Below are 19683 nucleotides of genomic sequence, written 5' to 3'. Positions count from 1 at the left end.
CGGGAGCGGCCTGCGGATGATGTTGTCCGCCACCAACATCGACATCGGTACCCGGGTTGCTACATCCGGGTGCACGAAAAGAGGGTGTTCCGGACGGTTGTTCAGGATATTCCGGCGCGTGCGGGTCCGCACCGCGCGTACCTCGCCGTACGTCACCGCACCTCGTCGTACGGCGCCGCAGCGGGCGTGCCAGGATCGCAGTCGTGAGCACGGTCTATGACTGCAAACGTCCGGACAGTCGGGAGACGGGGCTGGCTGCGGCTGCCAATGCGGTACGAGCCGGTGGGCTGGTCGTGTTGCCCACCGACACGGTGTACGGCATCGGCGCCGATGCCTTCGATTCCACAGCGGTGGGGTCGTTGCTGGCCGCGAAGGGGCGCGGGCGGGACATGCCGGTGCCGGTCCTGGTCGGATCATGGTCCACCGTGGACGGTCTGGTGTTGTCGGTGCCGCGGCAGGCCCGTGCGCTGATCGAGGCTTTCTGGCCCGGAGGACTCTCGTTGATCCTGCCGCAGGCACCGTCGCTGGCCTGGGATCTCGGTGATACCCGGGGAACCGTGAACCTGCGGATGCCGCTGCACCCCGTGGCCCTCGATCTGCTGCGTGAGGTGGGGCCGATGGCGGTCTCCAGTGCCAACAGCACCGGCCACCCCCCGGCGGCCACCGCCGAGCAGGCACGGGAACAGTTCGGTGATGCGGTCTCGGTGTACCTGGAAAGCGGCCCCGCTCAGGACGCGGTGGCCTCGACCATCGTGGACCTGACCCAGGCCCAGCCGCGAATGCTGCGTGCGGGCGCGGTGAGTGCGGCCGAGGTGTCCGAGGTCCTCGGCGTGGAGGTCACCTCCGAGTAGGAAGAGCACGGGGAGCCGCTGTCCCGGCTCGGGGACCGTGCTCGGGACCGAACGGGCCTGTCCTGGCGGGCACGTCACCGTGGTGGGCTGCCGAGGTGGGGCGCTGCGGCCGGACCGGTGATGAGCGTCCGTGCCGTGGCCCGATAGCGTGAGCGTACGGATGCACAACGTGGACTGCGATGAGGAGCACCGAACTGTGACTATGCCGCCGTGGGGTGTGGATGTCGATCCCGTGCGGACCACTGTCGCCCGCTCCTGAGCCGCTGCCGTGGACAGCACACCAGCATGGGCGCCCGCCGGTCTTCCGGCGCGGGAGTACCTGCTCATCTGCCTGACATCGGCGGCGGTCACGTTCCTGCTCACCGGAATCGTCCGGGTGGTGGCCCTCCGGACCGGCGCGGTCGCCCACCCCCGGCGCCGGGACGTGCACCTCACCCCGATTCCCCGGATGGGCGGCGTCGCCATGTACGGGGGCGTGCTCGGGGGCATGTTCCTGGCCAACAACCTGCCCGCCCTCTCGCGCAGCTTCGACTACTCCAACGACGCACTCGCGGTGATCCTCGCCGGTGGCCTGATCACGGTGGTCGGCGCGCTCGACGACCGCTTCGAACTGGACTCGCTGACGAAACTCGCCGGTCAGGTCACCGCCGCCGGGATTCTGGTGCTGATGGGCGTGCGCTGGTTCATGCTGCCCTCGAGTGGCCAGACCAGCGACATCGGCTCGGTGCTGGTGCTGAGCCCCAACCAGGGCCAGTTGCTGACCGTGCTGCTCACCGTCGCGATGATCAATGCGATGAACTTCGTCGATGGACTCGACGGTCTCGCCTCCGGTATCGGCCTCATCGCCGCGAGCGCGACGTGTGCGTTCTCGCTCAGCCTGCTGCAGAACCAGAACGGCGATGTCACGGCGTATCCGCCTGCGCTGATCGCCGCCACCATCGCCGGGGCCTGCCTGGGTTTCCTGCCGTACAACTTCCAGCCCGCACGGATCTTCATGGGCGACTCGGGATCGATGCTGATCGGGCTCATGCTGGCAGCCGCCAGTACCACCGCGGCGGGGAAGATGGATCCCACCAGCTTCACCCCCGAGGACGCGCTCGGCTTGTTCGCGCCGCTGATCGTCGTGGTGGCGGTGCTGTTCGTGCCGCTGCTGGACCTGATCCTGGCGGTGGTGCGCCGTACCCGTGCGGGCAGGAGCCCCTTCCACGCGGACAAGATGCACCTGCACCACCGGCTGCTCGAGATCGGGCACTCGCAGCGGCGCGCCGTATTGCTCATCTACCTGTGGGCGGCGGTGCTGGCCTTCGGCGCCGTCTCGCTCACCCTGTTCGATGTGCTCGTCGTGGCCTGGGCAATGGGCTTCGTGGTGCTCGTTGCCGGTATCATTTCGATTGTTCCCAGGATACGGGCCCGCTGACCGCCGCACGATGCCAGCCACCCGATGCCAGCCACCCGATGCCGGCCACCCGATGGTGGCGGCAGCCGCCGGATGACGAGAGCCAGATGAATTCTTCCGCTGGACAGCTTCCAGCCGACACGGCGGCTCCGGCCCCGGAGAACGCCGAAACGACCGAGGTCACCGAAACGACCGAGACCACGGTGCTCCGCTTCGTGACGGCGATGCTGCGGCCCGCGCTGTGGTCGACCGTGGCAGTGGGCCTGCTCACCGTTCTCGTCGCCTCGCTGCTGTCCGGCTTTCCGGGTGCGGTGGGTGCCGCATTCGGCGCGCTGCTGGTGATCGCCTGCTGCTGGTTCAACATCGTCGCGATGCGCTGGACCGCGAAAGCCCAGCCGGTCACGGTCATGGCCGTGGCGATCGGCTGCTACTGCGGCAAGTTCGTGGCACTGCTCACGCTGTTGCTCGTACTGGCGGACACCACGTTGTTCGATATCCGAGCGTTCGCGTTGGCCATTCTGGTTGCCGCGGTGGTGTGGACCGCCGGCGAACTTGTCGGCTTCCTGCGCGCCCGCGTGGCCACCATCACACCCGTGCCCAGCAATGACGCCTCCAGTGCAGGTGCAGGAAGCGGACAACCGGCTGGTAACCTGCGGCTGCAATGAACGCCTCATCCGGAAAAACCCCTGATCAGAACGGCAATGGCGGTGGTCAGCGGGCGGATGCGTGGACCGCGTTGGCGTACATGCTCAGCGGTCCGCTCTTCTACGGCCTGGCCGGATGGGGACTGGACGAGTGGCTGGGAACGATCCTGTTCCTTCCGCTCGGTCTCGTCGGGGGTGGGGCCGCCTCCGTGTACCTGGTGTACGTCAGGTACGTTAAGTCCTGATCGTGAAGATTCCCCCGAAGGTGTGGACCCGAGTCGGTCTCGGGTGGCCCTCGGGAGAACCGGAAGGAGCCCAGGTGAGCACACCGGTGTTGGCTGCCGAAGGAGGGGAATTCCAACCCCCCGGAGTGAGCAGCTTCGATTACCCGGCGATTGTGTCCGGGATCACCAAACCGATGGTGCTGCTGGTTCTGTCGATCGTCATCATCGGCGTCTTCTTCTGGGCAGCCCTGCGCAAGTCGTCGATCGTTCCCGGCAAGCTGCAGTTCGCCGCGGAGAGCACGTACGACTTCGTCCGCAACAACATCGGCCGGGACATGATCGGGGGTAAGGATCTGCGTCCCTACCTGCCGCTGCTGGTCACCGTGTTCACCTTCATCGTGGTGAACAACGTCTTCGGTTTCGTGCCGCTGTTGCAGCTCCCGACGATGTCGAATCCCGGCGTTCCCTATGGGATCGCACTCGTGGTCTGGCTGGTCTACAACGGTGCCGGCATCCACCGGCACGGGGCAGTGGGTTATCTCAAGCATCAGACCTGGCCGTCCGGCGTTCCCGGCTGGATCCGGCCATTGGTGACCCCGCTCGAGTTCGTCTCGAACATCCTCGTGCGGCCGTTGACGCTGTCCCTGCGACTGTTCGCCAATATGTTCGCGGGTCACCTCGTCCTGCTGGTGTTCATCATGGGCGGCGAGTACCTGCTGTTGCACGCCGGTGTCCTGGGCATGGTGGCCGGGCCACTTGCCTTGATTCTGAGCATCGTCCTGATGTTCTTCGAGTTGATGATTCAGTTCCTGCAGGCCTACATCTTCACCATGCTCACCGCCAGCTACATCGGTGGTGCCGTGGCGGAGGAGCACTGACACGACCCGATCCGCAACTTCTGCGGACCGAGTGAAAGGAAATATTCACGGTGGAAGGCAACATTGCCATTCTTGGCTACGGTCTCTCGGCCATCGGCCCCGGCATCGGTATCGGCCTGATCTTCGCCGCATTCATCAACGGCACCGCCCGCCAGCCGGAGGCTCGCGGCGTGCTCCAGGGCATCGCGATTCTGGGCTTCGCACTCGCCGAGGCACTCGCGATCTTCGGTCTGGTGCTCGCCTTCGTCTTCATGTGATCCGGCGAGACTTCAGCGAGGAGAGATCGTGTTGAACGAGAACACCACGGTGTTGGCGCAGGGGCAGCCCAACCCCCTGTTCCCGCATGTCCCCGAGACGATCATCGGTCTGATCTCGTTCGCGATCCTGTACTTCTTCGTTCACAAGTACGTCGTGCCGCGCTTCGAGAAGATCTACAAGGAGCGCAGCGAGCGGATCGAAGGCGGGATCGCGCGAGCCGAGGAGGCACAGGCCGAGGCTCAGCGGACCATGGAGCAGTACAAGGAGCAGTTGGCCGAAGCCCGCGCCGAGGCTGCTCGGATCCGCGACGACGCCCGCGCCGAAGGTCAGCAGATCGTCGAGGAGATGCGGACCCAGGCCCAGGCCGAATCGGATCGGATCGTCAACCAGGGTCAGGCCCAACTCGCCGCTCAGCGATCGCAGATCGTGGCGGAGCTGCGTGCCGACCTGGGACGACAGGCGGTGGACCTGGCGAGTCGCGTGGTCGGGGAATCCCTCGAGGACGAGGCTCGTCGCCGCGGAACCGTGGACCGGTTCCTCGACGAACTGGAGACCACTTCGGCCCCGTCCGGATCGACCTCGTCGGAATCGAACAGGGTCTGAAGGGCTTCGCAGGCTGATGATCCAAGCAAAGCCGAGTTCGGCAGGCAGGGCTGTGGCCCATTGGGTGGGGCTTACGAAGGCAGAGCCCGGAGAGGAAGGCTGAGAGTTGAGCACCCTCGTGAACGCCGCGAGTCGCGACGCACTGGCAGCCACCGAGCTGCAGTTGCTCCAGGCCACCGACGGGGCCGGACCCGCGGAGATCACCGGGCTCGCCGACGAGCTGTTCAATGTGGCAGCGCTGCTGGGTGACGAGTCCACGCTCCGGCGTGCTCTCGCCGACGCCTCCACAGCCCCGGAATCCAGGCAGAACCTGGTCCGGGAGCTGCTGGCGGAGCGGCTCGGTGCCCGGGCCCTCCCGGTCGTGGTCGAGGCCGTGGGATCCCGCTGGTCGAATCCCAGCGACCTGGTCCGCGGGCTGGAGCGACTCGCCCGAACCGCCCTGCTGGTGCAGGCCGAGCGAGCCGGGCGGCTCGACGCGGTGGAGGACGAGCTGTTCCGGCTGGGTCGGATCATCGGAGCGCAGCCGGAGCTGGAGAGTCTGCTGTCGGATCCGACGGCAGACCCCGACGGCAAGGCCGCGACCGTGGACCAGCTCATCGACGGCAAAGTTGAATCGGTCACACAGAGCCTGGTTCGCCAGCTTGTGTCCCGCTCGCACGGGCAACATGTCAGTGAGGGACTGGAAGAGCTGGCCGAGCTGTCGGCACGGCGGCGGGAACGGTCGGTGGCCCACGTCCGCTCGGCGATGGTGCTCACCGACGCCCAGCAGCAGCGACTCGCTGCCACGTTGCAGCGGATCTACTCGCGTCCCATCGCGATCCACTTGGAGGTGGATCCCGAGCTCGGAGGCGGATTGGTGATCCGGATCGGTGACGAGGTCATCGATGGCAGCACGGCGGGACGTCTGCAGGCGTTGCGGCGCGATCTCGCCGACTGACGGCGCGGAGACGAACCGCTCACTCCCTTGGCAACAACGAACCGAGAGCAGGAACGAGACATGGCGGAGCTGACGATCTCGTCGGACGAGATCCGCAGTGCGATCGAGAAGTACGTCTCCAGCTACTCCCCGGAGGTCAACCGCGAGGAGGTCGGGGTCGTCACCGATACCGGTGACGGCATCGCCCATGTCGAGGGTCTGCCTTCGGTCATGACGGAGGAGCTGCTCGAATTCCCCGGTGGCATCTACGGCGTCGCGATGAACCTCGACGCCCAGTCCATCGGTGCGGTCATCCTGGGCGAGGCCGACTCCATCGAGGAGGGCCAGGAGGTCCGACGCACCGGCAGGGTGAGCTCGGTGCCCGTCGGCGACGGCTTCCTGGGCCGCGTGGTCAACCCGCTGGGTGAGCCCATCGACGGCCTCGGCGACATCGTCGCCGAAGGACAGCGCGAGCTGGAACTGCAGGCGGCTTCGGTCGTGCAGCGCCAGGAGGTCAACGAGCCGATGCAGACCGGCATCAAGGCCATCGACTCGATGACTCCGATCGGCCGCGGGCAGCGCCAGCTGATCATCGGTGACCGCAAGACCGGTAAGACCTCGGTCGCGGTCGACACTATCATCAACCAGAAGGGCAACTGGGCCAGCGGCGACCCGGAAAAGCAGGTGCGCTGCGTCTACGTCGCGATCGGCCAGAAGGGCACGACGATCGCCAACGCGAAGCGCCGCCTGGAGGAGGCCGGGGCGATGGACTACACCACCATCGTGGCCGCTCCCGCCGCGGACTCGCCCGGTCTGAAGTGGCTGGCCCCCTACGCCGGTTCGGCGCTCGGCCAGCACTGGATGTACGACGGCAAGCACGTTCTGATCGTCTTCGACGACCTGACCAAGCAGGCCGACGCCTACCGTGCGATCTCGCTGCTGCTGCGGCGCCCGCCGGGCCGTGAGGCCTACCCCGGTGACGTCTTCTACCTGCACTCCCGCCTGCTGGAGCGCTGCGCGAAGCTGCACGACGAGCTGGGCGGGGGCTCGATGACCGGCCTGCCGATCATCGAGACGAAGGCCAACGACGTGTCGGCCTACATCCCGACCAACGTCATCTCCATCACCGACGGCCAGTGCTTCCTGCAGTCGGATCTGTTCAACGCCGGTCAGCGCCCGGCGATCGACGTCGGTATCTCGGTTTCCCGTGTCGGTGGCTCGGCGCAGATCAAGGCCATGAAGAAGGTCACCGGTTCACTGAAGATCGACCTGGCGCAGTTCCGCGAGCTGGAGGCGTTCTCCGCGTTCGCCTCCGATCTGGACGCCGCGTCGAAGGCTCAGCTCGACCGTGGTGCCCGGCTCATGGAGGTCCTCAAGCAGGGCGAGGGGAACCCCTTCCCGGTCGAGGAGGAGGTCGTCTCGCTGTACCTGGGCACGAAGGGCCACCTGGACACGGTGCCGGTGGACGACGTGAACCGGTTCGAGAGCGAGTTCCTCGCCTACCTGCGCCGCAACCACGACACCGTCCTCAAGGACATCGTGGAGACCAAGCAGTTCTCCGAGGACTCCGAGAAGACGGTCGTCGAGGCGGTGGAGGAGTTCAAGAAGCAGTTCACCACCTCGGACGATTCCGCGGCGACTCCGCCGGAGGAGAGCCAGGCCGAGACCATGGACGCCGGTGAGGTCGGTCAGGAGACCGTGAAGGTCAACCGCCCCGCGTCGGACGACGAGAAGTGACCGGGTAGCCATGGCTCAGCTTCGGGAACTACGTGACCGGATCCGGTCGATCAAGTCGACCAGGAAGATCACCAAGGCGCAGGAGCTCATCGCCACCTCGCGCATCAAGAGGGCACAGGCACGAGTGGAGGCCTCGCGTCCGTACGCCGACGAGATCACTCGTGTCCTGTCGGCACTGGCCGACGCGAGCCCGCTCAACCACCCGCTGCTGCAGGAGCGGGAGAACCCCAAGCGTTCCGCGGTGCTGGTGGTCACCAGTGACCGCGGCTTCTGCGGCGCTTACAACGCGAACGTGATCCGGGCGGCGGAGGAATTGCAGAGCCTGCTGCGCGAGCAGGGCAAGACTCCGGTGCTGTACGTGATCGGTCGCAAGGGTGAGGCCTACTACCGGTTCCGCAACCGCGACATCGAGCGTAGTTGGGCCGGATTCACCGACCGGCCGGACTACACCGATGCGGCGGATGTCGGTGAAACGCTGGTCAAGGCCTTCATGGCGGGCAGCGAGGACTACCTCGACGGAGACGGATCCGCTGCGGCTCTCGGTGTGGATGAACTCCACCTCGTGAATACCGAGTTCGTCTCCATGCTCACCCAGAAACCCACGGTTCGGCGGATCGCTCCGCTGGAAGTGGAGTACTCGGAGTCCCGGGAGGCTCTGCGCCCGGCCTACGATTTCGAGCCGGATGCGGAGACCCTGTTCGGGGATCTGCTTCCGAAGTACATCAACACGCGCCTGTTCGCCGGGTTGCTGGACTCCGCGGCGTCCGAGCACGCGGCCCGGCGGAGCGCCATGAAGGCGGCCACGGACAACGCGGACGAGATCGTGGAGAACCTCAGCCGCGAGGCCAACCGGGCCCGCCAGGCCCAGATCACCCAGGAAATCAGCGAGATCGTCGGTGGTGTCGAGGCGCTCTCGTCTGCAGGAAGTGAGTGACATGACTGCTACTGCCACTAGTACGGCTACTGGCACCGGCCGCGTCGTCCGGGTTCTCGGCCCGGTCGTGGACGTCGAGTTCCCGCGCGACCAGGTGCCCGACCTCAACAACGCGCTGACCGTCGAGATCACCGCGAAGGGCATGGCCAACACGGTGACGCTGGAGGTGGCTCAGCACCTCGGCGACAATGTCGTGCGGACCATCGGCATGCAGCCGACCCAGGGCCTTGTCCGGGGAGTCTCGGTCACCGACTCCGGCGCACCCATTTCCGTGCCCGTCGGTGAGGCGGTCAAGGGCCACGTGTTCAACGCCCTCGGCAACTGCCTGGACGAACCCGGCTACGCCAGTGACGCCGAGCACTGGAGCATCCACCGCAACCCGCCGGCATTCGACAAGCTCGAGGGCAAGACCGAGCTGCTGGAGACCGGCATCAAGGTGATCGACCTGCTCACCCCGTATGTGCAGGGTGGCAAGATCGGCCTGTTCGGTGGTGCCGGTGTGGGCAAGACGGTGCTCATCCAGGAGATGATCCGCCGTGTCGCCAAGAACTTCGGTGGTACCTCGGTGTTCGCCGGTGTCGGTGAGCGCACCCGTGAGGGCAACGACCTCTGGGTCGAGATGTCGGAGTCCGGCGTGCTGGCCGACACCGCGCTGGTGTTCGGCCAGATGGACGAGCCGCCGGGCACTCGTATGCGGGTCGCGCTGTCCGGTCTGACGATGGCGGAGTACTTCCGCGACGTGCAGAACCAGGACGTGCTGCTGTTCATCGACAACATCTTCCGGTTCAGCCAGGCGGGCCAGGAGGTCTCCACGCTGCTGGGCCGGATGCCCTCGGCGGTGGGCTACCAGCCGACGCTGGCCGACGAGATGGGTGCGCTGCAGGAGCGGATCACCTCCACGCAGGGGCGTTCGATCACCTCGATGCAGGCGGTCTACGTTCCCGCCGACGACTACACCGACCCGGCACCTGCGACGACCTTCGCCCACCTGGACGCGACCACGGAGCTTTCCCGTGCGATCACCCAGAAGGGCATCTACCCGGCGGTGGACCCGCTGACCTCCACCTCGAACATCCTGGAGCCGGGCATCGTCGGTGACGAGCACTACCGGGTCGCCCAGGAGGTCAAGCGGATCCTGCAGAAGTACAAGGAGCTGCAGGACATCATCGCCATCCTCGGTATGGACGAACTGTCCGAAGAGGACAAGGTGACGGTCTACCGCGCTCGGCGCATCGAGCGGTACCTGTCGCAGAACTTCTTCGTGGCCAAGCAGTTCACCGGCCAGGAGGGTTCCTTCGTTCCGCTGAAGGAGACCATCGAGGCGTTCGACAAGCTCTGCAAGGGCGACTTCGACCACTACCCGGAGCAGGCATTCCTGTCCATCGGTGGTCTCGAGGACCTGGAGCAGGCGTACCGGCAGTACACCGAGAGCTGAGTCGGGCTTCTCGTCGACGACGAGATGTCGACGGCAGGGCCGGGGTCCGAAGGATGTGGGCCCCGGCCTTTTGTCGTACGCGGGTGAGCGCTTGCGTACGTGTATTCCGGCCGGGCGGTTCGTGGCCGCCCGGAAGCTCCGGGAAGACATTGGATAGACTGACTCCACACACCCGACAAAGGAGACGCGCGTGGCCAACATGTCCGTGCAACTGGTCGCTGTCGAGCGCCGCCTGTGGTCTGGTGACGCGACCACCGTTGTGGCTCAGACAACCGAGGGCGAGATCGGCATTCTGCCCGGCCACGAGCCCCTGCTCGGCCGACTGACCGAGGGCGGAGTCGTCACGATCACCACCCCCGATCACGAGACCGTGACAGCCGCGGTACACGGCGGTTTCCTGTCGGTATCCGAGAGCGTGGTCAGTATTCTGGCCGAATCCGCGGAGCTGGCACAGGAAATCGACATCGCCCGGGCCCGTCAGGAGGCCGAGGGCGGCGATGAGCAGACCCGAGCGCGTGCGATGACCCGACTGCGGGTGGCCGGACAGTCGGCCTGACGGCCCGCACGGATGGGGTCGCCGGTCGTGTGGTTCGCGGTGGTTGCCACGCTGGTGGTCATTGCGCTCCTGGTCAGCCTCGGCGCGATGCTGCTCGCGTGGCGACGGCTACGGCGGTTGCGGACGAGCGGGATCGATGTCGCCCTGCGGGTGTATCGGGAGGACCCCGGGCGTGGCTGGCATCTGGGTGTCGCACGCTACCGCGGCGAGGACTTCGTCTGGTACCGCGCGCTGAGCCTGCGCTCCGGCCCCAACTGGATTCTCAACCGCGGCAACGTGGAGATCGCCAACCGCCGCGAACCGGCGCTGTCCGAGATGTACACGATGCCCACCGGGTCGGTCGTGTTGCATCTCTCCCGCCCCGGCAGTGACATCGAAGTGGCCATGGGACCGGACGCGCTGACCGGATTCCTGTCGTGGCTCGAATCAGCCCCGCCCAGTTCCTCGGCCCCGTGGGCCCTGCCGTGAGGCAGCCCTTTCACTTTCAGCGGGGCCGGTAGACATCGGCGCGGTGCTCGATACGAAGAACCACGACCAGATGTCGGCGTTCGTCGATGCGATACAGCACGCGGTAAGCCCCTCGCCGGGCTGAGCGGTTTCCGGTGAGTTCTCCGATGAGCTCTTTTCCCACCTCGTGCGGGTTGTCGAGTAGAGCTCCGGTGATGAATTCGATGACCGCGGAGGCAACCGTCTCGGGAAGTTTGTACTGGATCGCCCGTGCGGCTGGACCGGCTACTTCGAGCTCGTAAGGTGATTCGTTCACGAGCGAGGCCGTAGAGCGCGAACCGCATCAACGCCGCTGATGACATCACCGGATTCGACGGCTTCCTCCGCTTCGGCGATTTCGGAACGGGCGTTCGGATCGCTGAGGAGCTCCAGTGTCTCTTCCATGGCTTGGAGATCCTCGTATCCGATGATCACTGCGGAGGGTCGTCCGTTGCGGGTGATCACAATGCGATCGTGTTCACGTTCGGCGCGGTCCACGACATCCGAAAGATGGTCGCGCACGCTACGCACCGGTTCGACAGTCATGGCCACAATTGTGGCACGGTTTTGTTCGGCGGTCCAGTGCGGTATGGCGGGCAGGACACCCTGGACAGGTGGTGCCGGACAGCTCAGGCCCCGGCCGAGGCATGGCTCGAAAGCGGTTGGCGTCGAACTCTAGGCTGTGTCCGTGCGAATCGAGATTGCCTCGTACGACCATCCCGACGCCAAGCGCCTGATCGACGAGGTTCAACAGGAATACGTTGTCCGGTACGGGGAGCAGGACACCACCCCGATCGACGTCGGCGAGTTCGCGTCACCACGTGGGTTGTTCCTGCTCGGTTACCGCGATGGTCAGGCTGTGGCATCCGGTGGTTGGCGTGTCCACGAAGGTGACGAACCGGGATTTCGCGACGGTGATGCCGAGCTGAAGCGGATGTATGTCATGCCGCATGCGCGCGGACTCGGCCTCGCGCGAGCCATGTTGGCGGAGTTGGAGCGCACGGCGGCGCGGGCAGGTCGCCGCCGGATGCTGCTGGAGACCGGCCTGCAGCAGCCGGAGGCGATCGGGCTCTACGAGTCCTCCGGCTACCACGAGGTCGCGAAGTTCGGCGTGTACCGGTGCGAGCCCGACAGCCGCTGCTTCGCCAAGGACCTGTAAGGCCCTCAGGAGTTTTCTCCCGGCTTCCAGAGCACGTCTCCCCCGGGGTTGGCGATGCGGGCCAGAATGAACAGCAGGTCCGAGAGCCGGTTGAGATACTTGGCGGGCAGGTCGCTGGTGCGCTCGCCGTCATCGGCCAGCAGAGCCCAGGCTCCGCGCTCCGCGCGCCGGGCGACACAGCGTGCCTGGTGCAGTAGTGCACCACCGGCGGTTCCGCCGGGAAGAATGAACGAATCGAGCTTGCCCAGTTGCGCGTTGTACTCGTCGCACCAACCCTCGAGGCGATCGATGTAGGTCTGGGTGACTCGCAGCGGCGGGTATTCCGGCGCCTCGGTGACCGGGGTGGACAGGTCGGCGCCGACGTCGAACAGGTCGTTCTGCACGGCACGCAGTACCCGGCCGATCTCGACATCGAACGAGGCTGTGGCCAGTGCCACACCGAGCACCGAATTCGTCTCGTCCACGTCGGCATACGCGACCAGCCGCGGATCTGTCTTGTGGACTCGGGAGTTGTCCGACAGGCGTGTCTGGCCCGCGTCACCGGCCCGGGTGTAGATCTTGGTCAAGTGGACACTCATGCGACCAGCCTATTCGGTTGCCGATACCGGGCTGTGCACGTGGCGTATCCGGTTTTCGGTGCGATCGTGGGATGAAACACGATGCGGGTCCAACCCGCTCCGGAGTGAGCCGTGGCCCGGCCGTAACCTGATTGTTCGTGAGTGAGTACTTCCGGGTACACGGTGGCGCACGGCTGGCCGGTGAAGTCGGCGTGGTCGGTGCGAAGAACAGCGTGCTGAAGTTGATGGCGGCGGCGTTGCTGGCCGAGGGCACGACCAAGATCACCAACTGCCCGGAGATCCTGGATGTTCCGTTGATGGGGGACGTGCTGCGCAGCCTCGGTTGCGAGGTCGAGACCGAAGGCGCCACCACCACCATCACGGTCCCGCCCGAAATCAGCCATGAGGCGGTGTCGGTGCACATGACCAGGCTCCGCGCCTCGGTGTGCGTGCTCGGCCCGTTGGTCGCGCGGTGCCGCCGCGCGGTGGTGACGCTGCCGGGAGGCGATGCGATCGGCTCACGCCCGCTGGACATGCACCAGAACGGCCTGCGCCGCCTCGGTGCGGACAGCCACATCGAACACGGTGCCGTCGTCGCGGAGGCGGAGAACCTGCGCGGAGCACAGATCTGGCTGGATTTCCCCAGTGTGGGGGCCACGGAGAACATCCTGATGGCCTCGGTCCTGGCCGAGGGCACCACGGTGATCGACAACGCCGCGCGCGAACCGGAGATCGTCGATCTGTGCGTGATGCTGCAGCAGATGGGCGCCCGGATCGAGGGAGCAGGTACCTCGACCCTGACCGTGCACGGCGTGTCCTCGCTGGAAGCGGTCGAGCACCGCGTGATCGGAGATCGCATCGTCGGAGCGACCTGGGCATTCGCCGCTGCCGCGACGCAAGGCGATGTCACGGTTCGCGGGGTGCAGCCCCAGCACGTGAATCTGGTGCTGGAGAAGTTGCGCAGCGCGGGTGCGGAGATCAGCACCGGCGACGAGAGTTTCCGCGTCGCGATGAAATCCCGGCCGTATGCCGTGGATTACGTGACGCTGCCGTTCCCCGGTTTTCCGACCGATCTGCAGCCGATGGCGCTGGCCTTGTCGGCCGTGGCCGACGGGACGTCGATGATCACCGAGAACCTGTTCGAATCGCGTTTCCGGTTCATCGAGGAGATGGTCCGGATGGGAGCGGATGCGCGCACCGATGGGCATCATGCCGTGGTGCGCGGACTCGAACGCCTTTCCAGCGCTCCGGTGTGGGCTTCGGACATCCGGGCCGGGGTGGGACTGGTGCTGGCCGGTCTGTGTGCGGACGGGGTCACGGAAGTGGGTGACATTTTCCACGTCGACCGCGGCTATCCGAACTTCATGGAAAATCTCCAGGGGCTCGGCGCCTATATCGAGCGCGTGACGCCCTGATGCGTCGGCGGCCGGGGTGGCCGGTAGCCGATCACCCCTCGCCGGTCACCACCTTGCCGCCCTCGACGTGCACGGGAACCGTGCCGAGTGGTTGCTTGGCCGGGCCGGTGACGACGTCGCCACTGCCCGCCTCGAAAACCGAACCGTGGCAGGGGCAGCGCAGCTGGTCGTCATCGGCTCGGACGGTGCATCCCATGTGTGTACAGACCGCGCTGAACGCCACCACTTCGCCCTGCCGGGGTTGGGAGACGGCGATGGGCTTCCCGTCGGGTCCGGTTGTGACCGTGGTCCCCCCGACGGGCACATCGGCGAGCGCGGTGAGCTCGGTGCCGGACCGGGAAGGTGCCTGCTCGCCGCTCGACGGGTCGGGAGACGAGGTCAGTGCCGAGCCCTGGTAGGAACCGTCGGCGCATGCGGAGAGCGCAGCGGCGCCGATACCTGCTCCTCCGGCGGCCAGCAGGCGGCGGCGTGAGGTGGGCTGTTGCGAAGTCATGATTGTCCTTGCCGTGAATGCGGGGCTGGTCTCGAGGTGGGAGGAGACGACAGCGCGTACTCCATCACCAGGCCGCACCATGCGATCATGACCTATGGTGCGGATCGGACCGATGCCGACAGAATATCGCCACACGCGATCGCCGTGTCGCGATGGTGTGTCCCGGCGAGTGAGGATGTGTGATGAGTGCTGACCGGTCGACCGGTGTGCCGGATGGTTCCACGGCGGGTGGCTCCGCCCGGCAGAGCGGCGCGGAATTGCTCAGGGGCCTGACCGCTGCCGGTCTTCTCATGTCGGCGGTGGTGCACTTCGAACTCTGGGCACAGGGCGTCGACGAGGTTCCGGTGATCGGCCCCTTGTTCCTGCTCAACGCGGTGGGTGGACTCGTGATCGCCTTGGCCGTGCTGACCTGGAAGCACTGGTTGCCCGCGGTGGCCTCGATCGGCTTCAGCGTGCTGACTCTGGTCGCGTTCGCGCTGGCCGTCACGGTCGGGCTGTTCGGGTCGAACGAGGTGGCGGCGGGGGTTCCCCAGCTGCTGGCGGGTGTCGCCGAGCTCGTCGCGCTGGTCTGCGCGGTGGCGCTGCTGGCTGTCGGCGTCCGCTCCCGCGTGCGGTGACTACGGGCCGGTGGCGACGCGCAGGCCGAGGGCGATCATCACGGTGCCGGTGAGGCGTTCCAGAATCAGGTGGACCCGGCGCTGAACGAGGAACCGCCGCAGGCCACCGACCAAGAGCGATGCCAGACGCCACCACGTCAGGCCGACCGCCAGGAAAGCCAGGGCCAGCACGATCGAGGTCGCCGTCTGCGGCTCTCCCGGGGAGACGAACTGCGGGATCAGCGTCAGGAACAGAATGATGATCTTCGGGTTGAGCAGGTTACTGACCAGGCCCTGTCGGAAGGCGGCTCGCCTGGTGATTCCGGAACTCTCGGTGCCTGTCCGTTCTCCCAGCGCCCCGGTGGGCTCCATTGCAGCACCCACGGGGGCCTTCCGGTCGCGCCGGCTCTTCCACAGGGTGCTCGCGCCGAGCCACACCAGGTAGGCGGCGCCGGCGATCTTGACCACGGTGTAGGCGGCCGCCGACGCGGCGAGCAGCGCGGACAGGCCGGCCACCGAGGCCGCAGCGTGCACGAGCAGGCCCGAGCAACATCCCAGACCGGTCCACCACATCGCCGAGGTTCCGCCCCGCAGGCTGTTGCGCAGCCCCAGCGCGGTGTCCGGGCCGGGGGCGACCGTGATCAGCACGGCCAGCAGCAGGAACGGGAGCAGCTGATCGGGCATCACCGCCAGGGTATCCCGGCGGCGACGTACTCGGTTGCCCGGCGCGGAACGATTCGCGGTTCGCGGGCCGGGGACAAACGCGTCACCGGAATCCGGGTGAGCAAGGGAGCACCCCGGCTCGGGTGGTGCTGGGGCGGCAATCCGCACACCTGGCTGAGTATGGCTTCGGCCGCCCGGCGCATTGGCTGACAGCGGATGGATGTCGGCCCCGGTTGGCAGGATGCCCCCATGGCTGACATCGCGCTTTTCCACTCCGTCCTCGGTGTGCGCCCCGGTGTTCTCGACGCGGCCGACCGGCTCCGGGCTGCCGGGCACGAGGTGCTCACCGTCGATCAGTACGACGGCCGCGTGTTCGACGATTACGAGGAGGCGAGTGCGTTCGCCGAGCGGATCGGCTACCCGGAGCTGATGCGCCGAGCCGCAGCCGCCACCGACGCACTGCCCGACGGGTTCATCGCCGCCGGTTTCTCCAACGGTGGTGGGATGTCCGAGTACGTCGCCTCCGTTCGACCGGTCAGCGGCGTGCTCATGCTTTCCGGGGCTTTGCCGCTGCGGATGCTCGGGCAACAGAACTGGCCGGCACACGTTCCCGCGCAGATCCACTACACCCGGGACGATCCCTTCCGCAGGCAGAACTTCATCGACGCAGTGGTCGAGGAGGTACAGGCAGCAGAAGCGGACGTGGCCGTCTTCGACTACCTCGGAGCGGGCCACCTGTTCACCGATTCCTCGCTGCCCACCGAATTCGACGCCGCGTCGGCCGAGCTCCTGTGGCAGCGGGTGCTGGACTTCTGCGACGACCTCGGTGCTTGAGCCGCGGGGGCGGCCTCCCGCATCAGTGCGATTCCGCCGGAACCGGCCCGGGCGAGAGCGCACCCGCCCGCACGCTCGGGAGCGCCCTGTCGCCGAAGTGACTGCTCCGGTGCCGTCAGGACTTCGGCTTGTATCCGACGCCCGCGTAGGCGACCGAGCGCTGTGGGTCGTCCCCGACCTCCTCGGGCGATTCGGGCCGCCATTCCGGGGTGAACACGATGCCGGGATCGACCAGTTCGAAGCCCTGCAGCAACGCGGTCACCTGCTGCTTCGTACGCAGTGTCGCGGGATTCGTCGAATTCTTGTAGAGGTCACCGAGTGCGGTGATCTCCGGGAGATCGTCATCGGTGCCGTGCGAGATCGCCAGGTAGCTGCCCGGGGCGAGCAGTTGCCGGTAGCGCTCGACGAGACCCGCCGGATCATCCTGCTCGGGGATGAAGTGCAGCATCGCCAGCATGAGCACCCCGATCGGCTCGCTCGTATCCAACAGCGCGGTCAGGTCGGGATCACGCAGCAGTTCCTCGGGGGCACGCATGTCGCCCTGCACGATGATGGCGTTGTCGTTGCCTTCCAGCATGATTTCGCTGTGCGCGATGGCGACTGCTTCATTGTCCACATAGGCCACCCGTGATTCCGGTGCCGCTGCCTGCGCCACTTCGTGCACGGCGCCGACGGTGGGGATACCCGAACCGATGTCGAGGAACTGCCGGATTCCGTTGTCGGCCATGAACCGCACGGCACGCTGCAGGAACATGCGGTTGAGCCGTGCGTACTCCCGAGCACCGGGAAAGATCTGCAGTGCCTCGCGGGCGAACTCGCGGTCGATGGCGAAATTGGATGAACCACCGAGGAAGTAGTCGTAGACTCTCGCCGCGCTGGGCTTGCTGAGGTCGACCTGCTCCGGCTGCCGGTCCGGGCGGCTTGTCACGATGGTACCTCACTGTCCGTGTCAATCAGATGCCGTGATTGTCATCCGATCATGTTGCTATGATCATCAATCCCACAGGGGATGGTCGATGAGGGTAACTATACGCGTTCGTGCAGATACCGAGTGGATCAGCGCGGAGTGAATCGGACAAACGGATAACAGCTCGGCCCTGCTTGGTCGCTTACATGGTGCCGGGGTCTGTTCGAGCGAGAGTACGGGAAGTGACTCCTGATTGTCCCCGTCCTCGGTTCTCCCGCGCCGTATCGGTCAGGTGGGCAGGGCGGTGGCAGTGTGGATCAGCAGGTGTGCTGCGGTGTCGGTGCGTTCGATGTCGCCGGTGATCATTCGGTCCTGGCACAGTCCGCGCAGTCCGGACACCAGCAGGGTCGCTCGGGCCTGCGCGTCGAGATCGGCGACTCCCAGCCGCCGGTAGGTCTGCGCGATGGGATCGACCATGGCGTGCACCGCTTCGTCGGCGAGGGAGTGGTACTGGTCGGGCTGGGTCGGGGCGAGGCTCAGCAGCTGGAACAGGATCCGGATCGGCCGCTGCTGCGCGCCGGCGGTGATCGCCTGCCACAGCCGTGTGGCGGCATCGCGCAGCGCGGTGATGTCCTCGGCGGGACCGAAGAGGTCGGCGACGTGCGGCCGGCTGACGGCGATCGCTTCGTGGATCAGGTTTTCGCGGCTGCCGAAGTAGTACAGCAGCATCCGCTTGCTGGTCCCCAGCTCGGTGGCCATCGGACCGAGCGAGAGATCCGCGATCCCGTGGGTCTCGAGGTAGCCCACGATACGGCGCAGCAGCTCGTCCCGTTTATCGCTGGATCGAATCACGCATTGACCGTACCGATCGGTACGGATACGTTCCAGTGCAACGCTTGTACCGATCGGTACATCCTGGATCTGTGTGGAACGGGGCAGCGCAATGCCGGACAGGACAACACGCGTGGCCATCGTCGGTGGTGGAATCGGTGGGCTCACGCTCGCGTTGTCGTTGCAATCGCGGGGCATCGCCGCGGACGTCTACGAGCAGGCGTCGGGGTTCCACGAGGTCGGGGCCGCGGTCGCCCTGTCGGCCAACGGGACGCGGGTGCTGCGTGATCTCGGTGTCGGTGATCGGCTCGATATCTGCTCGGCCGTGCCGACCGAGTTGATCTACCGGCATTGGCGCGATGGCCGCCGCCTCCGGGCTTTCGAGGCGGGTGAGACCTACGAGAAGCGCTTCGGTGCTCCCTACTACGGGGTGCACCGCGCGGATCTGCAGCAGATCCTGGTCGCTGCGTGCGACCCGGAACGGGTGCATCTCGGCCACCGTGCCGTGGACCTGACCGAGGCAGCCGACGGAGTCCGCCTGACCTTCGCCGATGGTCGTGCGGTCACGGCCGATGTCGTCGTCGGCGCCGACGGAGTGCACTCCACGGTGCGCTCCCACATCACCGACACCGACACCCTGAGGTACTCCGGGACCAGCGGTTTCCGGGGACTGATCCCGGCCGAGCAACTGCCGAACCTGCCCGATCCCGGTGCGATCCAGTTCTGGATGGGTCCCGGTGGGCATCTGTTGCACTATCCGATCGGCGGTGGGGAGCTGATCAACTTCCTGGCCGTTCGGCACGAGCCGGAGACTTGGCCGGACTCAGCCTGGGCACGGCCGGCACCGCCGGAGGAGATCGCCGCGGCCTTCGGCGGCTGGCACCCGGCGGTGGTGGACATGGTGACGGCGACGTCGATTCACCAGCGCTGGGCGTTGTTCACACAGGACCCGTCGAACCGCTGGCATCGCGGCAGGGTCGTGCTGCTCGGAGATGCGGTGCACGCGATGCTGCCGCACCACGGCCAGGGCGCCAACCAGAGCATCGAGGACGCCGCAGTGCTGGCCGCATGCCTGACCGAGGCCGACGGCGATGATCCGTCAGCGGCCCTGGGGCGCTACGAGCGGCTGCGTCGGACCCGTACGCGGCAGGTCCAGCGCAGTTCCTGGGTTGCCTCCGACCTGCTGCACCTGCCCGACGGCCCCGAGGCCGAACAGCGGGACCGCAACCTCGCCACCATCGACGAAACTCTCGACTGGATTCACGGCTACGATGCCACCGCCGCCTGATCGGTCTCGATCAGGAAGCCGT

Annotated in this window: 26 protein-coding genes; 19 read left to right on the top strand and 7 right to left on the bottom strand. The window is 66.6% G+C overall.

Going from position 1 to position 19683, the window contains the following annotated elements; genetic code table 11:
* Nucleotides 1-203 precede the first annotated feature (203 nt).
* The 13 genes from JOF55_RS06555 to JOF55_RS06495 all read left to right on the top strand — a co-directional run bounded on the left by JOF55_RS06555 (nucleotide 204) and on the right by JOF55_RS06495 (nucleotide 10900).
* Complete coding sequence (locus JOF55_RS06555) at nucleotides 204-851, top strand: L-threonylcarbamoyladenylate synthase (RefSeq protein WP_310271102.1); 648 nt, start codon at nucleotides 204-206, stop codon at nucleotides 849-851.
* A 268-nt stretch (nucleotides 852-1119) separates the two neighbouring features.
* Nucleotides 1120-2268 carry a glycosyltransferase family 4 protein gene (locus tag JOF55_RS06550; RefSeq protein ID WP_310271099.1) on the top strand — a complete coding sequence of 383 codons (1149 nt, stop codon included), beginning with the start codon at nucleotides 1120-1122 and terminating at the stop codon, nucleotides 2266-2268.
* A gap of 86 nt (nucleotides 2269-2354) precedes the next feature.
* Entirely contained in the window at nucleotides 2355-2912 is a 558-nt protein-coding gene (locus JOF55_RS06545; RefSeq protein ID WP_310271096.1) for a Cg1360 family ATP-synthase-associated protein, read from the top strand.
* Nucleotides 2909-3136, top strand: a complete 228-nt coding sequence (locus tag JOF55_RS06540) for a hypothetical protein (protein WP_310271093.1) — start codon at nucleotides 2909-2911, stop codon at nucleotides 3134-3136. Before JOF55_RS06545 ends, JOF55_RS06540 begins: the two co-directional genes overlap by 4 nt.
* Nucleotides 3137-3210: 74 nt before the next feature.
* Entirely contained in the window at nucleotides 3211-3993 is a 783-nt protein-coding gene (gene atpB, locus JOF55_RS06535) for a F0F1 ATP synthase subunit A (protein WP_310271091.1), read from the top strand.
* 50 nt (nucleotides 3994-4043) lie between these two features.
* On the top strand, nucleotides 4044-4250 hold the full coding sequence (gene atpE / locus JOF55_RS06530; protein WP_310271089.1) for an ATP synthase F0 subunit C: 207 nt from the start codon (nucleotides 4044-4046) through the stop codon (nucleotides 4248-4250).
* A 31-nt stretch (nucleotides 4251-4281) separates the two neighbouring features.
* Nucleotides 4282-4854 carry a F0F1 ATP synthase subunit B gene (locus tag JOF55_RS06525; RefSeq protein WP_374727410.1) on the top strand — a complete coding sequence of 191 codons (573 nt, stop codon included), beginning with the start codon at nucleotides 4282-4284 and terminating at the stop codon, nucleotides 4852-4854.
* A 106-nt stretch (nucleotides 4855-4960) separates the two neighbouring features.
* A complete protein-coding gene (locus JOF55_RS06520) occupies nucleotides 4961-5791 on the top strand; it encodes a F0F1 ATP synthase subunit delta (protein WP_310271082.1) in 831 nt (276 codons plus the stop codon).
* Nucleotides 5792-5851: 60 nt separating this feature from the next.
* On the top strand, nucleotides 5852-7507 hold the full coding sequence (gene atpA, locus JOF55_RS06515; RefSeq protein WP_310271080.1) for a F0F1 ATP synthase subunit alpha: 1656 nt from the start codon (nucleotides 5852-5854) through the stop codon (nucleotides 7505-7507).
* A gap of 10 nt (nucleotides 7508-7517) precedes the next feature.
* Nucleotides 7518-8441: a F0F1 ATP synthase subunit gamma gene (locus JOF55_RS06510; protein WP_310271077.1), complete on the top strand. Its 924-nt coding sequence runs from the start codon at nucleotides 7518-7520 to the stop codon at nucleotides 8439-8441.
* 1 nt (nucleotide 8442) lies between these two features.
* Nucleotides 8443-9876 (top strand): F0F1 ATP synthase subunit beta, encoded by a 1434-nt coding sequence (gene atpD / locus JOF55_RS06505; RefSeq protein ID WP_310271074.1) that lies wholly within the window; start codon nucleotides 8443-8445, stop codon nucleotides 9874-9876.
* A 190-nt stretch (nucleotides 9877-10066) separates the two neighbouring features.
* Nucleotides 10067-10432 (top strand): F0F1 ATP synthase subunit epsilon, encoded by a 366-nt coding sequence (locus JOF55_RS06500; RefSeq protein WP_310271071.1) that lies wholly within the window; start codon nucleotides 10067-10069, stop codon nucleotides 10430-10432.
* A 12-nt stretch (nucleotides 10433-10444) separates the two neighbouring features.
* Nucleotides 10445-10900 (top strand): DUF2550 domain-containing protein, encoded by a 456-nt coding sequence (locus JOF55_RS06495; RefSeq protein WP_310271068.1) that lies wholly within the window; start codon nucleotides 10445-10447, stop codon nucleotides 10898-10900.
* Nucleotides 10901-10916: 16 nt separating this feature from the next.
* Here JOF55_RS06495 and JOF55_RS06490 read toward each other — a convergent pair whose 3' ends face one another.
* Nucleotides 10917-11195, bottom strand: a complete 279-nt coding sequence (locus JOF55_RS06490; RefSeq protein ID WP_310271065.1) for a type II toxin-antitoxin system RelE family toxin — start codon at nucleotides 11193-11195, stop codon at nucleotides 10917-10919.
* Nucleotides 11192-11464 (bottom strand): type II toxin-antitoxin system Phd/YefM family antitoxin, encoded by a 273-nt coding sequence (locus JOF55_RS06485; protein WP_310271062.1) that lies wholly within the window; start codon nucleotides 11462-11464, stop codon nucleotides 11192-11194. Before JOF55_RS06485 ends, JOF55_RS06490 begins: the two co-directional genes overlap by 4 nt.
* 142 nt (nucleotides 11465-11606) lie before the next feature.
* Between JOF55_RS06485 and JOF55_RS06480 the strand changes: the two genes are divergently transcribed.
* Nucleotides 11607-12077 (top strand): GNAT family N-acetyltransferase, encoded by a 471-nt coding sequence (locus JOF55_RS06480; protein ID WP_310271060.1) that lies wholly within the window; start codon nucleotides 11607-11609, stop codon nucleotides 12075-12077.
* Between the two features lie 5 nt (nucleotides 12078-12082).
* On the opposite strand, the gene JOF55_RS06475 is transcribed toward JOF55_RS06480, so the two are convergent.
* Nucleotides 12083-12655, bottom strand: coding sequence for a cob(I)yrinic acid a,c-diamide adenosyltransferase (locus tag JOF55_RS06475; RefSeq protein ID WP_310271057.1), 573 nt, complete (start codon nucleotides 12653-12655; stop codon nucleotides 12083-12085).
* A 137-nt stretch (nucleotides 12656-12792) separates the two neighbouring features.
* Here JOF55_RS06475 and murA point away from each other — a divergent pair, with 137 nt between their 5' ends.
* Complete coding sequence (gene murA / locus JOF55_RS06470) at nucleotides 12793-14049, top strand: UDP-N-acetylglucosamine 1-carboxyvinyltransferase (RefSeq protein WP_310271053.1); 1257 nt, start codon at nucleotides 12793-12795, stop codon at nucleotides 14047-14049.
* A 31-nt stretch (nucleotides 14050-14080) separates the two neighbouring features.
* On the opposite strand, the gene JOF55_RS06465 is transcribed toward murA, so the two are convergent.
* Nucleotides 14081-14542, bottom strand: a complete 462-nt coding sequence (locus JOF55_RS06465) for a QcrA and Rieske domain-containing protein (RefSeq protein WP_310271049.1) — start codon at nucleotides 14540-14542, stop codon at nucleotides 14081-14083.
* Nucleotides 14543-14724: 182 nt separating this feature from the next.
* On the opposite strand from JOF55_RS06465, the gene JOF55_RS06460 reads away from it, so the two are divergent.
* Nucleotides 14725-15159, top strand: coding sequence for a hypothetical protein (locus JOF55_RS06460; protein WP_310271046.1), 435 nt, complete (start codon nucleotides 14725-14727; stop codon nucleotides 15157-15159).
* Here the strand turns inward: JOF55_RS06460 and JOF55_RS06455 are convergent, their stop codons facing one another.
* Nucleotides 15160-15822 (bottom strand): LysE family translocator, encoded by a 663-nt coding sequence (locus tag JOF55_RS06455; protein WP_310271041.1) that lies wholly within the window; start codon nucleotides 15820-15822, stop codon nucleotides 15160-15162.
* On the opposite strand from JOF55_RS06455, the gene JOF55_RS24420 reads away from it, so the two are divergent.
* Nucleotides 15811-16011 carry a DUF5701 family protein gene (locus JOF55_RS24420; RefSeq protein ID WP_374727409.1) on the top strand — a complete coding sequence of 67 codons (201 nt, stop codon included), beginning with the start codon at nucleotides 15811-15813 and terminating at the stop codon, nucleotides 16009-16011. The two genes, JOF55_RS06455 and JOF55_RS24420, sit on opposite strands and share 12 nt — an antisense overlap.
* Nucleotides 16012-16050: 39 nt before the next feature.
* Nucleotides 16051-16635 carry a dienelactone hydrolase family protein gene (locus JOF55_RS06450; RefSeq protein ID WP_310271039.1) on the top strand — a complete coding sequence of 195 codons (585 nt, stop codon included), beginning with the start codon at nucleotides 16051-16053 and terminating at the stop codon, nucleotides 16633-16635.
* 115 nt (nucleotides 16636-16750) lie between these two features.
* On the opposite strand, the gene JOF55_RS06445 is transcribed toward JOF55_RS06450, so the two are convergent.
* Nucleotides 16751-17563, bottom strand: coding sequence for an SAM-dependent methyltransferase (locus JOF55_RS06445; protein ID WP_310271035.1), 813 nt, complete (start codon nucleotides 17561-17563; stop codon nucleotides 16751-16753).
* Nucleotides 17564-17830: 267 nt separating this feature from the next.
* Nucleotides 17831-18394 carry a TetR/AcrR family transcriptional regulator gene (locus JOF55_RS06440; RefSeq protein ID WP_310271033.1) on the bottom strand — a complete coding sequence of 188 codons (564 nt, stop codon included), beginning with the start codon at nucleotides 18392-18394 and terminating at the stop codon, nucleotides 17831-17833.
* Nucleotides 18395-18506: 112 nt separating this feature from the next.
* Here JOF55_RS06440 and JOF55_RS06435 point away from each other — a divergent pair, with 112 nt between their 5' ends.
* On the top strand, nucleotides 18507-19661 hold the full coding sequence (locus JOF55_RS06435) for an FAD-dependent monooxygenase (RefSeq protein WP_310271030.1): 1155 nt from the start codon (nucleotides 18507-18509) through the stop codon (nucleotides 19659-19661).
* The last annotated feature ends 22 nt before the right edge of the window (nucleotides 19662-19683 follow it).

The organism is Haloactinomyces albus (genome assembly GCF_031458135.1).
Taxonomy (GTDB): domain Bacteria; phylum Actinomycetota; class Actinomycetes; order Mycobacteriales; family Pseudonocardiaceae; genus Haloactinomyces; species Haloactinomyces albus.
The sequence above is the reverse complement of the archived record's forward strand: the minus strand, read 5'-3'. Positions and strand labels throughout refer to the sequence as shown.

Coding starts and splice junctions, on each gene's coding strand:
- JOF55_RS06545 (WP_310271096.1), top strand. CDS start 2,355: ATGAATTCTTCCGCTGGACAGCTTCCAGCCGACACGGCGGCTCCGGCC.
- JOF55_RS06540 (WP_310271093.1), top strand. CDS start 2,909: ATGAACGCCTCATCCGGAAAAACCCCTGATCAGAACGGCAATGGCGGT.
- atpA (WP_310271080.1), top strand. CDS start 5,852: ATGGCGGAGCTGACGATCTCGTCGGACGAGATCCGCAGTGCGATCGAG.
- JOF55_RS06510 (WP_310271077.1), top strand. CDS start 7,518: ATGGCTCAGCTTCGGGAACTACGTGACCGGATCCGGTCGATCAAGTCG.
- atpD (WP_310271074.1), top strand. CDS start 8,443: ATGACTGCTACTGCCACTAGTACGGCTACTGGCACCGGCCGCGTCGTC.
- JOF55_RS06495 (WP_310271068.1), top strand. CDS start 10,445: ATGGGGTCGCCGGTCGTGTGGTTCGCGGTGGTTGCCACGCTGGTGGTC.
- JOF55_RS06485 (WP_310271062.1), bottom strand. CDS start 11,464: ATGACTGTCGAACCGGTGCGTAGCGTGCGCGACCATCTTTCGGATGTC.
- JOF55_RS06475 (WP_310271057.1), bottom strand. CDS start 12,655: ATGAGTGTCCACTTGACCAAGATCTACACCCGGGCCGGTGACGCGGGC.
- JOF55_RS06465 (WP_310271049.1), bottom strand. CDS start 14,542: ATGACTTCGCAACAGCCCACCTCACGCCGCCGCCTGCTGGCCGCCGGA.
- JOF55_RS06460 (WP_310271046.1), top strand. CDS start 14,725: ATGAGTGCTGACCGGTCGACCGGTGTGCCGGATGGTTCCACGGCGGGT.
- JOF55_RS06455 (WP_310271041.1), bottom strand. CDS start 15,822: ATGCCCGATCAGCTGCTCCCGTTCCTGCTGCTGGCCGTGCTGATCACG.
- JOF55_RS06450 (WP_310271039.1), top strand. CDS start 16,051: ATGGCTGACATCGCGCTTTTCCACTCCGTCCTCGGTGTGCGCCCCGGT.